This is a genomic window from Halioxenophilus aromaticivorans (assembly GCF_042850945.1).
GTDB lineage: Bacteria > Pseudomonadota > Gammaproteobacteria > Pseudomonadales > Cellvibrionaceae > Halioxenophilus > Halioxenophilus aromaticivorans.
The window spans coordinates 5,175,841-5,191,467 of the sequence record NZ_AP031496.1; the positions used below are offsets into that span (position 1 = coordinate 5,175,841).

12 protein-coding genes are annotated in these 15,627 nt (G+C 51.1%); 9 read left to right on the forward strand and 3 right to left on the reverse strand.

Annotated elements, in window-relative coordinates; genetic code table 11:
• Positions 1-10: 10 nt before the first annotated feature.
• The gene (locus ACGHM3_RS22020; RefSeq protein WP_345421827.1) at positions 11-1,165 is read right to left on the reverse strand and encodes a ThuA domain-containing protein; all 1,155 of its coding nucleotides are present in this window, start codon (positions 1,163-1,165) and stop codon (positions 11-13) included.
• Positions 1,166-1,322: 157 nt separating this feature from the next.
• Here ACGHM3_RS22020 and ACGHM3_RS22025 point away from each other — a divergent pair, with 157 nt between their 5' ends.
• Positions 1,323-2,090, forward strand: coding sequence for an AraC family transcriptional regulator (locus ACGHM3_RS22025; protein ID WP_345421830.1), 768 nt, complete (start codon positions 1,323-1,325; stop codon positions 2,088-2,090).
• Positions 2,091-2,140: 50 nt separating this feature from the next.
• Here the strand turns inward: ACGHM3_RS22025 and ACGHM3_RS22030 are convergent, their stop codons facing one another.
• Positions 2,141-3,268: a hypothetical protein gene (locus ACGHM3_RS22030; RefSeq protein ID WP_345421833.1), complete on the reverse strand. Its 1,128-nt coding sequence runs from the start codon at positions 3,266-3,268 to the stop codon at positions 2,141-2,143.
• A 132-nt stretch (positions 3,269-3,400) separates the two neighbouring features.
• Here ACGHM3_RS22030 and ACGHM3_RS22035 point away from each other — a divergent pair, with 132 nt between their 5' ends.
• The 8 genes from ACGHM3_RS22035 (at position 3,401) to ACGHM3_RS22070 (ending at position 14,938) form a co-directional block, all read left to right on the forward strand.
• Positions 3,401-5,182 (forward strand): tannase/feruloyl esterase family alpha/beta hydrolase, encoded by a 1,782-nt coding sequence (locus ACGHM3_RS22035; RefSeq protein ID WP_345421838.1) that lies wholly within the window; start codon positions 3,401-3,403, stop codon positions 5,180-5,182.
• 14 nt (positions 5,183-5,196) lie between these two features.
• A complete protein-coding gene (locus ACGHM3_RS22040) occupies positions 5,197-5,727 on the forward strand; it encodes a DUF3237 domain-containing protein (protein WP_345421841.1) in 531 nt (176 codons plus the stop codon).
• Between the two features lie 682 nt (positions 5,728-6,409).
• Positions 6,410-7,159 (forward strand): hypothetical protein, encoded by a 750-nt coding sequence (locus ACGHM3_RS22045; RefSeq protein WP_345421844.1) that lies wholly within the window; start codon positions 6,410-6,412, stop codon positions 7,157-7,159.
• A 265-nt stretch (positions 7,160-7,424) separates the two neighbouring features.
• On the forward strand, positions 7,425-7,961 hold the full coding sequence (lysM, locus tag ACGHM3_RS22050) for a peptidoglycan-binding protein LysM (protein ID WP_345421848.1): 537 nt from the start codon (positions 7,425-7,427) through the stop codon (positions 7,959-7,961).
• A 68-nt stretch (positions 7,962-8,029) separates the two neighbouring features.
• Entirely contained in the window at positions 8,030-9,181 is a 1,152-nt protein-coding gene (locus ACGHM3_RS22055; RefSeq protein ID WP_345421851.1) for a hypothetical protein, read from the forward strand.
• A gap of 97 nt (positions 9,182-9,278) precedes the next feature.
• Entirely contained in the window at positions 9,279-11,246 is a 1,968-nt protein-coding gene (locus tag ACGHM3_RS22060; RefSeq protein ID WP_345421854.1) for an adenine deaminase C-terminal domain-containing protein, read from the forward strand.
• Positions 11,209-12,498, forward strand: coding sequence for a HupE/UreJ family protein (locus ACGHM3_RS22065; protein ID WP_345421857.1), 1,290 nt, complete (start codon positions 11,209-11,211; stop codon positions 12,496-12,498). The genes ACGHM3_RS22060 and ACGHM3_RS22065 overlap by 38 nt, the downstream gene beginning before the upstream one ends.
• Before the next feature lie 529 nt (positions 12,499-13,027).
• Complete coding sequence (locus ACGHM3_RS22070; protein ID WP_345421860.1) at positions 13,028-14,938, forward strand: ATP-dependent DNA helicase RecQ; 1,911 nt, start codon at positions 13,028-13,030, stop codon at positions 14,936-14,938.
• A 15-nt stretch (positions 14,939-14,953) separates the two neighbouring features.
• Here ACGHM3_RS22070 and ACGHM3_RS22075 read toward each other — a convergent pair whose 3' ends face one another.
• Positions 14,954-15,352, reverse strand: coding sequence for a TM2 domain-containing protein (locus tag ACGHM3_RS22075; RefSeq protein ID WP_345421863.1), 399 nt, complete (start codon positions 15,350-15,352; stop codon positions 14,954-14,956).
• Between the last annotated feature and the right edge of the window lie 275 nt (positions 15,353-15,627).

Genomic DNA, 15,627 nt, shown 5'->3' on the forward strand with positions numbered 1-15,627 from the left:
CTTCAGCTCTTTATTTACAGCTAGCCTCACCTTCGCCCATAGCCCAGGCAATGCCGTCGCGTAGAATCTTCAACGGCTCCGGCAGGTTATACACCTCTTTGCGATGGCCGATGGCGGTATAAAAAGCGCGGCCATCCTTGATGCATCGGCTCCACACGATGGGATGGTCTTCGCCCATATGCAAATCCTTGCCAAAGGATTTACCGGGGTCGTAGGATGATTCATCTATGGTTACAACCACATCGGCACCGCTGTTACGAGGGCTTTCTGCAAATGAGTACCACTCGTCTTTCATGGACCAACCGGGCGCAAGGTCTTTAACCACGCCATTTTTGGCTGCTTCAACGTTCAATTTAGCGGTCTGAAATTGTGGTTCCATTGGGTGGCCAATAAATTGGGCGCCCAGGAGCTCATTGGCGTAGAAATCCCAGTAGTAGGAAGAATCGCCGCCCGCGCCATGCACGCCAACAAAGCCACCACCGTTGGTGATGTATTTTTCGAACGCTTTGCGTTGGCTTAAGGTAAGTACATCGCCGCTGTTGTTATTCCACACCACCGCGTCGAAATTTTTCAGCATTTTAGTGGTAAAAATACCGGGTTGGTCGGTGACCACAACACCCCAACCTTGCTGCTCAGCCAAAGCTTGCACGGCTTCGGTGGCGGCGGTCACTGAAGGGCCGTGATCAAAACCGTTGATTTTGGTAAAGACCAACACGGTTTTATCCGTGTCGGGCAGTTCAACTTCTGGCATTTCGTTGCTGTAGCGAGCACAACGCGCTTTGCGATCGGCATCGGTTACCTGCACCTTAGCCAAGTCCGCAGCAAAGGCGTCTATATCACCGGGGTCTCCGCCCATGGAAACCGCCACTCCCACAGCAATGATAGCGCCAAAGGCTGGAGTTTCTGTTTTAACAAAAATGGGCGGCATTTTATCCCGGGCACCGGGATAGTACTGATCAAACACAGCCAAGGCATCTTCGCTGAGTAAGATGTCTAGGAACGGGGTATTGAGGGTGAAGGGTTCATCGCGCAATGGGCAATCCAGCATTTTATCGGCGAACGCGTTGGAGGCCGCTGCTAAGGCAAAAGTGCCGCCGATCAGCGCTTTGAGAGACGAACGGTGCAATTTTTTGGTGAAACGGGTTACTACTGGAGTCAAATTCATGATTTGGCCGCTTATTTTATTTGTTATGAGTAAAGAAAGCTCTAATATCCAGCGCCACATTGGCGGCAGCGTGTTACTTTACCCTGGCGTGTCATTGCTGGGCTAGCACAAAAAAAGGTATGATCTGGACAAAATCAGCGCAAAAGAACTTATCCAAATGATGCACCCCCAAGCTTATAACCAACACTTTTTAAACCAGTTTTTTAGCGATATCCCCTTTCAAACCTTACTGACCACCTTCGATATGCTGGACGACACCCTGGTATGGGTAAAGGACAAAAACAGCCGAATTGTTCACGCCAACCAATATTTTGTGCATCAATTGGGGTTTGACAGCCTAGAGCAGTTATTGGGCAAAAATGATTACGAGTTCTCGCCCCTGGAAATTGCGCAACAGTTTTTGGATGACGACCAAAAGGTTCTGCAGGGCCAGTTGGTACAAAACCGAATTGAACTCAATATATTGCGCTCCGGTGAAATCGGCTGGTTTGAAACCAGCAAATTTCCACTGCACTCCAAAGACCAGGAAATCATCGGCACCTATGGCGTTTCAAAACGCAGGGACGACTCTGCCATCCCGCTGACCGCCGTTACCCAACTGGAAAACGCACTGGCGTTTATTCGCTATAACTTTACCCGTGATATCTCGGTATCCGAGTTGGCAGAGCACTGTTGTATTTCAATCAGCGCTCTGGAGCGGCGTTTTAAAAAATACCTGCAAAAATCGCCCAAGCAATTTATCAATGAGATTCGTTTGGAGTACGGCAGCCATTTATTGCTGCGCAGTAACGACACCATTGCAAACATTGCCCTGGCGGCCGGGTTTTCTGACCCCAACTATTTTACCCGCATGTTTACTCGCCACTTTGGCTGTGCCCCTAGCGATTACCGCCATCAAAAGCGTGGCGGCGACTTACCGCAATAACATTCGGCGTTCTTTGGTAAAAGGAAAACGCCAAGCGCATTTATTAAAGCTCATAAGTCCAATAAAACCGCTTCGGAAAAATAATGGCCCACTAGTCGTCCGGCCTCATCTGCATCCTGTTTTTGTACGGCCATCAGTATCTGCTCGGTACTGACTTTGATTAAGCCAACGTTGAGTGCAGCCATCGCCTCGTCTGCAGAGTTTTTCTTTATAGTAAATAACCACAAACACCGTATTAAAGTATGCAGCACCGGCAGCTGCGCAAGATCTGCCAAAGTACGAAAGGATTCAATTTGCAAGGCCACTAATTGATCCGGCCGGCAGTGCTTTAGCCTGGCGTGCAACGGCGTCAATTGCGCGAGAGAACCACTACCGCTAGCCGCTTGTTGAGCACTGACTTGGTTGATTGCGTTAATGATGTCTTGCACCGGTGCCAAATCGTGGATGTGGGCGCAAAAGTGGGGGTATACGGCCTTTACAATCGCAGAAGAGCCCGGCCGGCTAAAATAAAAGCCACCGGCACGGCCGCGTTTTCCAATCACTAAATCCAGACTTTCTAGCACCCTTAACGCCTGCACTACTATCGGCTTGCCGGCACTGTACCGCTCGCATAAATCGTCGATGCTACCAAGCGCTGTTTGCCCAGGCGTTTTATCTCGCAAAATATTACGGGCAATGCGCAGTGCTCGGTTGTCGGTTCCTGGGGCCTCATGTTTGCCGCGCAAATGCGCCAGAGTCTCGGCAAACAGCGAATCCACTAGCGCCCACGCCACTGGATGCTCGGTTAACTTGGCCAACAACTGTCGCTGCTCTTGCTCCACAGCCTTTGCTGTTAGACCCAAAGCAGAAAAATGTAGCGCCAGTAACTTACCGGCCATGCCAGGGTTGGGCGTATGGATTACCAAGCCACCTTCCGCCCCGCGCCGCATACGCCCCCAGTCGCGCCACTGCAAAATACGCAGGGCCTGGCGCACTGCCTGGTAAGTGGTTTGGTAGCACCGAGCCAGTTGCTGCTCTGACCCAAACACATAACCCGGCGGCAAGCCATGAGACAAAATGGTCAACTCTAAGCGCTCGGCCAAGCGCAGGGCGTTGTTCTCCGACGGCACAAAGTGCAGGCCAGAGGCCCGCTGCATAGGCGGGTCTAGGGTAAAGATTGGCTCGTTATTGTTATCCATACCGCAATTATCACATATCGCCGGTGAGTTTTTGTATTTCGGGTACTATTTAAACCATCCGATTTCGAACAAAAATAGGCACGTTAACTGTCTACCTCAGGCCAACAACTTACATAACATGGCGCAACTTCTATGCTAACCCCACCAATAAAAGCCATCCCTATAAAATCAACTTTTACTCGTTTCGTTTTATCCAGTATCAACGCAAAGCACACGGGCCCAAAGCGCTTGCCAGGGTATCTTGCCCTCGCCTGTGCAGCCATATTAGCTGGTTGCCACACCGCGCCGAATCAATCACCCGGCGCCGAGCTAAGCTTTGCGGAACGTTGCCAAGCATTACCGGCAGCCGGTGCGCCTGGTTTGCAGCGCGCTGAATTCCAAGCCAATCAAACCGTGCAACACCGGTTTGCCCCCCAGGAGGTACTGCCTCCCCATTGCGAAGCCTTTGGCACCTTAGAGCCACGAACTGGCATTGATGACCAAGAGTACGCCATTGGCTATCATCTCCGGCTGCCAGAACACTGGAACGGCAAGTTCTTTTTTGAAGGCGGTGGCGGTACCAATGGCAATATCGGCACCGCCACGGGCACAACCGGCGCAACCAACCCCAGCGCCTTGGCTCAAGGCTATGCCGTGGTCAGCCAGGATTCTGGCCACAGTAACGACCTTAACAACAATCCCCAGGCCAGCGGTACCGCCAGCTTCGGCCACGACCCAATCGCCCGGCGCAACTACGGCCATGCATCCCTGAAAAAGGTAAGCGATGCTGCGGTGGCTGCCATTACGCGGTTTTACGGCCAAAGCCCCCGTTATTCCTACTTTATGGGCTGCTCCAAGGGCGGCCAGGAAGGTATGGCCTTTGCCCAAAGATACCCCGAGGTATTTGATGGCATAGTCGCGTCTGCACCAGGGATGTCACTGCCACGGGCTGCTTTATCTCAGCTGAGGGATGTACAACAGTTTGCCCAATTGGCAATGACACCGGGTGATACCTCACTAGACCCAGAAAAACTGGCTAAGGTGTTCTCCGCCGAACAAATAACCACCCTGCAAACCACGGTAATCAAAACCTGCGACGGACTGGACGGCTTGGAAGACGGCATTATTAGTAACTTTTCGGCCTGTACCAACGCTCGAGTGATACCACAACTGCGCCAACAGGTGTGTAGCGATGCTGCCCGCTGTTTAACGTCGCAGCAGGTATCCGCATTAGAACAATCCCTCGCTGGGCCGGTAAATAAGAAGGGAGAGCCGATTTATGCCGCTTGGCCTTGGGATACCGGCGTGGGCTCACCGGGCTGGCAGATGTGGAAACTGGGCAACGAGCAAATGCCGGCGCTGAATGTCATGCTTGGCGGCACCGCCACGCCGGCCATTTTTAGCGTGCCCCCTGTGGCGGTAGCCGCCACGCCCCAAGCTGCGGCTGCCTATGCTCTAGCGTTTGACGTCGCCGACGGCGAGGCCATTATCAATGCCACCTCCGACACTTTTACCACGTCGGCCTGGCAGGATATCTCAGCACGATCCGCCAACCTTGATGGATTTATGGCGCGCGGCGGAAAACTTATCGTACCCCACGGTGTTTCCGACCCAGTGTTCTCTATCAACGATACCCTAGCTTGGCTGCAAGAAGTTACCGCACGTTATGGCCAGCAAACCAATAGCACAGTACGAGTATTCCCTGTGCCGGGTATGGCGCATTGTTTTGGAGGCCCCTCCACCAACCAATACGACGCCTTTACGGCCATTACCCAGTGGGTGGAACAAAACCAAACCCCGGATGAAATCATTGCTACAGCCGGGCCCGATACCCCCTGGCCTGAGCGCAGCCGGCCGCTGTGCCCACACCCCCAAATGGCCGTTTATAACGGTAACGGCTCCATTGAAGACGCTAGCAATTTTAACTGCAAATAACCCTAGGACCTTCCATGCCAAAATTAACAATAACAACTGCATTGTGTTTACTTGCCACTACACTGGCCGTAAATCTTACCCAGGCCAACGACGCCAAAGTAGAAACCCCACCAACCGCTGAGCCGTACTTAGAATTTGCATTTGAGGAAATTGTAACCCTGGCGAACGCCATGCCGGTGGGCACCACCGGCCTCGGTAAGCGCAATATTATTCCCATTACCGGCGGTAGATTTTACGGCGATAAACTGAAGGGAGAAATTCTTCCCGGCGGCTGGGACTGGCAACTGCAACGGGCCGATGGCTGCACGCTAATTGAAGCTGATTACATGCTTAAAACCGACGACGGTGTCATTATTAATGTGCTCAACAAAGGCACACTTTGCCAAATGCCGGGTAAAGGTTTTTCCGCCAGAACCCATCCGGTGTTTGAAGTTCCCGTTGGTAAATACGACTGGCTGAATAAAACCACATTTATTGGCACCTTAGAGCCTGCGCCTAAAAGCGAAGGCCCAGCGGTTAAAATTAAATTTTACGCCGTGAAATAATGGTGGACAATTAAACAAAATCTATTACCGACACCTTTCCATCAAAATAGCTGCGCATTAATTCCTTACAGCAGTGACACCAAAAAACCCATTAAGTCTTCCATAGAATTAAGGAAGACTTAATTAACCCACACATCGCCTTATTCTTCTGCCACAACTCGGTAATCCTTGCGTCCACAGCCACCACCTTGTAACTGCCAGAATGTAGGCCACCGAAATCCGTTTTTAATTTATTTTGATACAGTAAAACAAAACGACACTGCCACGTAACCAGCCGCAGGCTCGAACACCAAATGTAAAATAAGTAAACGCTTAATAACGCTCAAGCTCAACAACAATTAAACCATTAACAAATAAAGCACTCTTCAACCCACGCAGCCCAGTCTTAATAGTGTCATTATAGGGCGATATACTGCTGCCGTTACGTCAACCAAATTCACGCAGGCTACACATATAAGCCCCAGGTCATACACCACGGTTTTAAGGCTTTTACGCGCAGCCTTTAGTAGCCACAGCTATACCAGAAAACACTCACTGTTAGCACAACAACTATTTGTGTAAAAATTTCGTTAGGTTTGTTTATCTAGCATGAAAGTGGCTTGCTATTTTACCAAGCATAGATATAGTTGTGCAGCGCAGTGCGGCTGCGTAAGTAACAGCCTATCAATGAGGGACGGCAGTAATGGGTCAAGTGATCGACCTGGGCGAAGCAAGAGAACGCGCCCAAAGTAAGCACGCAAGAATTTCAGAAAGCCTCAAACGATTGGCCCGTGAAAACCGTCAAGCCCTGCTCAGCTCTTACCCCTACGTTAGGTTTTGGTTGCAAGATGTTCAGCGTGAACATTACGTGCACCTGCTTCGTTTGCATTTGGCGCTAAGAGAAGCCATTGAAAACAACCTAGAATATTTGGGCGACCACTTTGAGGTGGAAGCCCTATTCGACCAGCAGCGTAAGCAGTTTTCCATTGCGCACTTTGTAAAACCAAACATTTATAAGTCAGATCTTATTCGCAAAGATTTGGCCGCCCTCAATGAGTCCCCCTTCACCGAGCTCGACCACAGCCCAAAGCTGAAAGAATTTTTGGGCTATATCCGTCGAACCTCCAACGCTTACTCGGTATCTTTGCTCGGCACACTATTTGTGTTGGAAGATAACCTCGCCAGCGCGGGCAACCAATTGGCCACAACCTTGGTGCAAAACAACGCTGTTAATAACTTCGCGCTAAATTACCTATCATCCTACGCCGACAGCAAAGATGGGCTTTGGCAGTTTACGCAATCCCTGGATAGCATTTCAGATTTTCAAACCCAGGCCAATGTGGTTATTGCGGCAACCCTCTCCTACGAAATGCACCGTGACCTCCTTAAGCCCATGGATGTGCGGCGCTGGTCTGCAAAGCGCCAGGCCGACCTCAGCCTAGACCAGTACTAAGGCTTACTTTCTCCTCAATGTGACGTTTTTGTTAACGGTTGTGCATATATTAATTTGCTGAGACACTCCAACCAGCAGTGAGCACAACCAAAAACAATCATTCAAAATAAGCTTGCTGCAGGCCAGGTATTCAACCTAGGTAGAGCCAATCTGGATTGCACTTATCTGAATAGCACTTATCTGGATTTATCTACCTAGAAATTACTTATCTGGACACATAGGCGGCTGGTAGATAGCCGTTATTCACCCTGAAGGAGGCATCACAATGGGACTGTTCGATTTTGTTAAAGACGCCGGTGGCGCATTAGGCAGTAAAGTATTTGACTTAACCCACGACGACGAAGACATCACCAAACCCACCACCATCTCCCCCGAGCGACTCAACCACCTACGCAAGGCCAGCATTGAACGCACCGTAGGCGAAATGAACTTAAATATTGAACAATTTAATGCCGAAGTGGATGGCGAATTGGTAACCATTACCGGCACCGCTCCAAACCAAGAGGCCATTGAAAAGGCTACCCTGGCCTGTGGCAATCAGCACGGAATTGGGCAAGTGGACTGCCAGTTAGCATTGGCTGAAACGCCGACCAGCGCAGCACCTGCTGATGCCAAACCCAGCGATAATGCACAACCAAGCCAATTTTATACCGTGCAAAGCGGCGATACTTTAAGCAAAATAGCCAAAGAGCTTTTGGGCAGTGCTAGCCGCTATATGGCTATATTTGAAGCGAACCAACCCATGTTGGAAAACCCCGATAAAATCTACGTCGGCCAAACCCTTCGTATCCCACAGGCCTAACGCCGCTGCGGCCCAAGTACCGGGCCGCATGACTTGCCAATACCGCACCGCAGTTCGACGGAGTTGCTATGTCTCTTACTAAATCAACGCGCAGCTCGACCAAAACCAAAAACAAGCGCAAAAAATCGCTGTCGCCGGCGGAGCAATTTCAGCAGCAGTGGCAAACTGTGCAGGAGCTGCAACAGAAAAGCCAGCGCATAGAACATGAAGCCGCTGAGCTCGTTGCCAGCGTAAAACCCAAAATCGAAGCCAGCGAACGCGGCCGAACCGAAACCGTGTACCGGCTTACGGAGCGCATTTTGGTGTTTATGCAACGCAAAACACTGCCGCAGTGGTGCAAGCAAGAACTGCTGGACTGGTTAGACGACAACATGATGCTATTGATGCGCCACCCCTTTGCCGACCACTTAGACGTTCGCGCGCTGGCCGAAACTGCAGATGATGTTATGCACAGCCTGTGGGGCGCGCCAAATCAGCCACCACAAACCGGTGCTGATGGTGAGGATGACGACCTCCGCAAAGCCGCGGAAGACATCGATATAGAAGACCTATTTAGCAAGCTCGACGAAGCAATGGCGGATGATGACGAGCTAGACGAATACGACGATGAGTTTGAAGACTCATCTGACGATGATTACTTTGAAGAAGGCTTTGATCACTGGCAAGAAGAACGCAACCACCAGGCCCAGCAAGAGCAAGAAAAACAGCGGCAACTCAATAAATTACTGCGCACCTCCAACATCAATAAAATCTTCCGCAAGATCGCGCGGGTGATACACCCCGATAAAGAAACCGACCCGGACAAAAAGTCGGTAAGGCACGAGCAGATGAGCGAATTACTCACGGTGCGAGACAACAAAGACATTATCGGTTTGTTTCAGTTATACCAACAGCACCTGGGTAACGCGCCTTTAGAAGAACTCGGTGAAGACTTAGCCAGCGCCACCGAATTACTGCGCCACCAAGCGGACCAGTTGCGTGTGGAATTGGCCAACTACGAGCCTGAAGCACCCTCGGACTATTACCTCTACGAGCTGTTCGCCCGTTATTCTGGTAAGACCTTGGCCAACAAAATTAGGCACCACGTTAGAGAGCTGGACGACATCATCGCCGGCCAAAACCTTTTGTTGGATCAGATGACCAGCATCAAAAACGTCAAGCCGATTTTAGAAGTACGCCAAGCCCAGCATTACTTTGGCGACCTTAACGATTACTTGTAGCGACCTGCGTAGCCTCCTTATTATTGTCTACCTAGTCAGGTATTGGCATTAATCCTGCCTCTCCCGCACGAATTGTATTCTTTGCCGGGAGCCCACCGTGAACAAGCCCAACAATAGACTTATTCCAACACTGTTGGTTTGTTTATGCACCATTTTGACCACAGCCTGCGATGACAAAGGCGATAAAAGCAGCGATGCAAGCGGCAATGAAACGCAAAAACCCCTATCCACGCCAGAGCCAACCACACACACCTTTGGCTCAGAAATCCAAACCCGCCAGGCGCTTACCCAAGTAGCACTGGCACGCCAGCCGGCGGACTTAATCATTCAAAATGCCACCGTGTTGAATGTGTTTACTCAGGAATGGCTGGCCAACCAAGACATTGTTATTGCCAGCGGTAGAATTGCCTGGACTGGGGCCACTAATACCTGGCCCGGCAGCGCCGCACAAACCTACGATGCCAGCGGCTTATATGCCGTACCCGGCTTCGGCGAATCCCACAAGCACATTGAAAGCTCCTACCTTACCCCGGAATACGAAGCGGCATTGGTGATTCCCCACGGTAACACGTGGACGGTTGAAGGATCCCACGAGATTTCCAACGTGGTGGGTAATTACAACGCGGAATTTTGGCTAGCGGCAGAGCGCGCCGGTAGCCCGTTAAAAATCTTCCCGGCTATTGGTTCGGCCACACCACCCACGGTATATGAAAGCGGCGGCGGCTATTATGGCTACCCAGAAATGGACGCATTTATGCAATACGACCCTCGAGTTGTTGCCCTGGGGGAAGTGATGGACTGGAGCGCAATTATCAATGCCGATAACGGCGGCCACAGCCGTTTGTGGCAAATGATAGAAGCCACCTACGACAACCGCGGCGTGGTTGAAGGCCACGGTTCTGGCCTGTACAGCGCGGAAGAAATCAGCGCTTTTGCGGCCGCAGGGTTGGCTTCCGATCACGAGGTTAGACTGGCCGATGAAGGCTTAGAAAAATTACGCCGCGGAGTATTTTTAGAATTAAAACACGCCGGAATGGATACCGTAATTCCCAAATTGTTGCAGTTAAATTTAAAAGACTGGAGTAATATTTCGGTTACCACCGACGACCGTGACGTATTTGCAACCTTGCAACTGGGCTCCATGGACTACAACATCCGCACCGCTATTGAGCTGGGCGTAGCACCGGAGATCGCCTACCAGTTGGGCAGCTACAACACAGCACGGCATTTTCGCATCGATCACCTTGTAGGCTCATTAGCCCCTGGGCGTTACGCCGACGTGGTGCTGTTAAGCAACCCCGAAACCGTTGCCATAGAACGCGTCTACGCCAACGGCCAATTAGCGGCCCTGGGCAAGGATTACAAATTACCCATTGCCAATATCGATTACCCCGCCTGGGCTAAAAACACCATGCGTGTGGGCAAAACCCTGAGCGCCGAAGATTTTATTATTCACGCCCCCGAGGGCAAAACCGAAGTACAAGCCGCTATTTTAGAGCCGTTTTGGTTTGAGCCGGATTTTATTACCCGCACCCTGCCAGTGAATGAGGCCGGCCTTGTGGTGGCAGCTCCCGCTGATAACCTGATTAAAGTTGCCGTAGTGGATCGCTACCACGGCACCGGCGCCATATCGAAAATGCTGTGGCAAAACGTGGGGCCAATGACCGAAAACTCCGCCTTGGCCAGCTCTCAATCACACGACCTACACAACATTTGGGTTATGGGTAATAACGACAGCGCCATGGCCATGGCGGCCAATGCCGTGGCTGAGATGGGCGGCGGTTGGGTACTGGTGAAAAACGGCGCAATCGCCGCCCAGGTTAAATTGGATATCGCCGGGCTTATGACAGCCCGCCCGGTTGCCGAAGTCGCTGCCGAAATGGAGCACCTGTTACAACAGGCCGACACCATGCAATGGATTAATAATACCGGCCTGCCCGAACGCATGCGTTTTGCATTTTTAACCGCGGCGCCCTGGAAATGGCAACTGGTAGCCCCTTACCAAGGCAACCCCGGCGGCTTGGTGAATGTTACCACCGGAGAAACCCACCCCATTGTTTGGTAACCCGGCGTTAAACTACTATAAGCCAAAATCGCGAAATGCCCTTAGTAGGCAAAATTGGGCTCGCGCCCTGCTTTGGCTGGTTGGCCTGCTGTGCGCCGCCAGCAGCAACGCCCATCTGCTCAATATGACTAAAGCAGAGGTAGAGATATTGCCCGATAATTCTCTGCGGGCGTCGCTGCTGGTGGATTTGAGTCGAGAGGCTGGCAGCGGCGAGGAATATTTTCGCTGGAGCAACCTAGCCAACCCCACCCGTGACCCCACCGTGCAAGCAACTTTGGCCCGCTTAACCCAAGGCCTAAACATCACCGCGGATTCGCAGCCATTGCACTGGCAGGTAACCCACATCACCTGGCCCAAGGATCGGCCACTGTCGGATTTTACCTCCGGTTTAAGCTGGCCCATGACGGAAATACAACTGGCCGCGCCAGCCGCTGTTCTATCGATTCCTTCAACAATTCCTTTAAACAGGCCCTCAAAAACATCGTCATCACTCTCGCCTAAAACCCAGGCAGAACCACCAAGGGTATTACAGGCTCGTTTTAGCGATGGCTTTCGCTTTGAGGAGCCCATCGCCCTGAGAATGAGCTGTGCCTGCAGTAATTTAAGCCTAAACCGCTGGCTAGTACGCAACCAACAAAGCCCTCAATATTACCCCACCGGCATCGCCAACAACGAAACCGCAACGCAACAGCCAGCACTGAACGTTTGGCGAGATTACATTTGGCTGGGCATCACCCACATTATTCCCAAAGGATGGGATCATGTGCTGTTTGTGTTAGGGCTACTGCTGGGCATGCACACAGCGCGGCAACTGATAATTTGGATCAGTGGTTTTACTTTGGCCCACACCCTGACCTTAGGATTGGCCGCCAAGGGCGCCATCGCCGTGCCTAGCCAGTGGGTAGAACCCGCCATTGCTCTGACCATTGCCTGGGTGGCCGTTGAAAATCTAATGCACCCACCTAAAACCTACCTGCGCTTAGCGGTGGTGTTTGCCTTTGGTTTAATCCACGGCTTGGGCTTTGCCGGGGTGCTTAAGGAGATGGGGTTTCCCCCCGGGGACTTCACCACCGCGTTAATTGGCTTTAACGTGGGGGTAGAGGTTGCTCAACTGGCGATTGTTCTGCTGGGCTGGATCATCTACCGCACCTGGGCCAACCCAAGTGCTTGGCGCCGCCGGGTTGCACTGCCCGGCTCTGTTCTTATTGCCGCCACGGGCTTGTATTGGGCTGTGGTTCGCCTGGTGGGCTAGCGCCCGGCCTCGTCTCTATATACAAGGCCAGCCATTAGTAAGTTGTTTCCAATTGGTGCCGATTCATTAATGGGAATTACTCTCCCGGGCGTTATTGAATTACATAGTTCGATAACGCCGATTGCGACGTGCGAGCAACCTTCTGCGCCTGCGGCACTATGCAATTTTTCTCACTACTCGGCGGCATTACGACCTTTCATTCAAGGACCTGGGTAACTGTTTCGGCATTTAATCATTAACGGCCATTTTCATATCTACTAGTCACCACCGGTTGGCCAAAATGTGATGTCATGGATATCGTCTAACTGAAACCTGCGTTAGTATTTTTATATGGCTTTGCTTTGTGACACGCAGTTTTTGGCTTGCATTTAAGAGGCGCATTTTCTGCACAACTGTGTGACTATTTCACATACACAGCTGTGCGAAAATACTGCATCGATAAAGGACAAAAGTACTAAGCCTCATAGCGAGTCACAAGCTTAATGGCTTATATATTTCGATAATATTTTAACCAGTAATTATTTCGCTTATGCACACACCAGATACTCTGCTAAAAAACACCTTTGGCTTAGCGTCATTTAGGCCTGGCCAACAGCAAGTTATTGAGACGTTATTATCGGGTCAATCGGCGCTGGCGGTGTTCCCTACGGGTGGAGGTAAAAGTTTGTGCTACCAGCTGCCGGCATTAATGTTGGAGGGCCTTACACTCGTTATTTCGCCTTTGATTGCATTGATGAAAGACCAGGTAGACCAACTACAGGCACTGAACATTCCCGCCGCCCGCTTAGATTCCAGCATTGACGCCGAGCAGTTACAGTCTATTTACCGAGGCCTTGCTAACGGTGACATTAAAATACTCTACACCGCACCGGAGCGACTCACCAACGAGCGTTTTATCAATCGCTTAAAAGGCGTCAACATCAGTATGATTGCCATTGATGAGGCCCACTGTGTATCGGAGTGGGGGCATAATTTCCGGCCGGATTACCTAAAGCTTGCCAAGCAAGCGAAAACACTCAACGCGGACCGAGTACTGGCGTTAACCGCCACCGCCACACCTGAGGTGGCCAACCAAATTCGTGAAAACTTTGCCATTGCCGCTGACAACCATGTGCAAACCGGGTTTTACCGCGCCAACCTAGCTATTAATGTGAGTGCACACATAGGCCACCAGCGACAGACTGCGCTGATCAACCGGTTAAAGGCCCACCCCCAGCAAGCCAGTATCGTTTACGTAACCCTACAAAAAACCGCCGAAGAAATAGCCGATGCCCTCTGCCAACAAGGCCTAAGCGCCCAGGCTTACCATGCCGGCCTTAAGGATGACCAACGCAACGCGGTGCAAGAGGCATTTATGGCCGGCACCACCGATATCGTGGTTGCCACCATCGCCTTTGGTATGGGCATTGATAAATCCGACATCAGAGCGGTGTACCATTACAACCTGCCCAAGTCGTTGGAAAACTACATGCAAGAAATTGGGCGCGCTGGCCGCGACGGCAACGCCTCCCAGTGCCACCTGTTGGTAGACACCCAGGATCTCACCGTACTGGAAAACTTTACCTACGGCGACACCCCGGATAACAGCGCCATCACAGCTTGCATTCAACATCTTCTAAGCCACGGCGCTGAATTTGATATCTCTGTTTACGAGCTATCCCAGCAGTACGATATTCGACCGTTGGTGATCAACACACTGCTCACCTATTTAGAGCTTAACGGTGCAATTACCAGTATCGGGCCGTTTTACTCCGAGTATAAAATTGCCTTTGTCGAAGACAGCCATACCGTGCTAAATCAGTTTGACGCTAACCGGGCCGAGTTTTTGCAATCGGTATTTAACACCGGTAAGCAAGGCCGTAGTTGGCTGACCATCCAACCGACCCAGGCAGCAGAAGCGCTTAACGAAGATCGACAGCGAATCTTAAACGCGCTTAATTATCTCGAGCAGAAGAACTTAGTTACCTTAAAATTATCGGGTATCCGCCATCGCTTTCGCTTGGCCAATGAAACCGACGACCAAGCTCAGCTGATCGCCGACATTCAGCAAAGTTTCAAACAACGAGAGCAGCGCGATATTGAACGCTTGCAACAGGTTTGCCAGTGGGCGGCGGGTAAGACCTGCTTGCAGCAATCACTGGTGCAGTATTTTGGCGAACAACTCCCTATACCTTGTGGGCAATGCAGCAGCTGTACTGGCCAACCGGCACAGCTGCAACCCAGGCCCAGCCGCGCTCCGGATATTAGCGTGATTCATTCCCTTCAATCACAGCCACACCCAGCGCTGGCCACCGCCAGGCAACAGGCCAGGTTTCTGTGCGGCATTACCAGCCCACAAACCAGCCGAGCCAAGTTAAGCAAACACGCGCTGTTTGGCGCATTGGCCGATTGCCATTTTGAAGCGGTATTAGAAGAGGCTAACAAGCATTTGAACGGCTAGCAATCTTTCTAACGGCTAATACGCAACCGTATTAGCCTCAGACACCTGACGATTTAGCGTCCAGAAATCGTACAACACACCGATTAAAAAGAAGCCGCAGGTAAACAGGTACAGCAAGCCAGTTATCCACTTGCCCAAATAAAACCGGTGTACACCAAACACACCTAAAAAAGTTAAAAACACCCAAGCCAGGGTGTAATTTTTAAAGCCCGCCTGGAAACGTTCATCGGCCTCTCGATCCATCCCGGGGATCAAAATTAAATCGATAATCCAGCCAATAAAGAAAATTCCCAATGTAAAAAAGTAAATGGTGCCGGAAATCGGTTTGCCGTAGTAAAACCGGTGGGAGCCCATAAACCCGAAGATCCATAGGATATAACCAATAACAATGCTGTGTGTGGGAGCGGCAATCATAGCGTTAACGCCTCTTGTACAATGGGAAGCCCGAATAAGTAGCAACACACTACTCTCAGAAAACATCATCTCAGCAAAATAAATGCCACGGCCTATAAAGAACTCGGCCAACCGGGCTTATGAAAACTTTTCGGCAATAACGGTAGGACGCTGCAAGCAAGGAAAACGTTTAAGGCGAACCGGGGAGAGGTATGTAGGCCAATGGCTAAGACCTAAGCGGTGAGCTTAGGCCTAGCGCACTTAACATATTCAGAACACAGAACTTAGTTGGGGCC

Coding starts and splice junctions, on each gene's coding strand:
- ACGHM3_RS22020 (WP_345421827.1), bottom strand. CDS start 1,165: ATGAATTTGACTCCAGTAGTAACCCGTTTCACCAAAAAATTGCACCGT.
- ACGHM3_RS22025 (WP_345421830.1), top strand. CDS start 1,323: ATGATGCACCCCCAAGCTTATAACCAACACTTTTTAAACCAGTTTTTT.
- ACGHM3_RS22030 (WP_345421833.1), bottom strand. CDS start 3,268: ATGGATAACAATAACGAGCCAATCTTTACCCTAGACCCGCCTATGCAG.
- ACGHM3_RS22035 (WP_345421838.1), top strand. CDS start 3,401: ATGCTAACCCCACCAATAAAAGCCATCCCTATAAAATCAACTTTTACT.
- ACGHM3_RS22040 (WP_345421841.1), top strand. CDS start 5,197: ATGCCAAAATTAACAATAACAACTGCATTGTGTTTACTTGCCACTACA.
- ACGHM3_RS22045 (WP_345421844.1), top strand. CDS start 6,410: ATGGGTCAAGTGATCGACCTGGGCGAAGCAAGAGAACGCGCCCAAAGT.
- lysM (WP_345421848.1), top strand. CDS start 7,425: ATGGGACTGTTCGATTTTGTTAAAGACGCCGGTGGCGCATTAGGCAGT.
- ACGHM3_RS22055 (WP_345421851.1), top strand. CDS start 8,030: ATGTCTCTTACTAAATCAACGCGCAGCTCGACCAAAACCAAAAACAAG.
- ACGHM3_RS22065 (WP_345421857.1), top strand. CDS start 11,209: ATGTTACCACCGGAGAAACCCACCCCATTGTTTGGTAACCCGGCGTTA.
- ACGHM3_RS22070 (WP_345421860.1), top strand. CDS start 13,028: ATGCACACACCAGATACTCTGCTAAAAAACACCTTTGGCTTAGCGTCA.
- ACGHM3_RS22075 (WP_345421863.1), bottom strand. CDS start 15,352: ATGATTGCCGCTCCCACACACAGCATTGTTATTGGTTATATCCTATGG.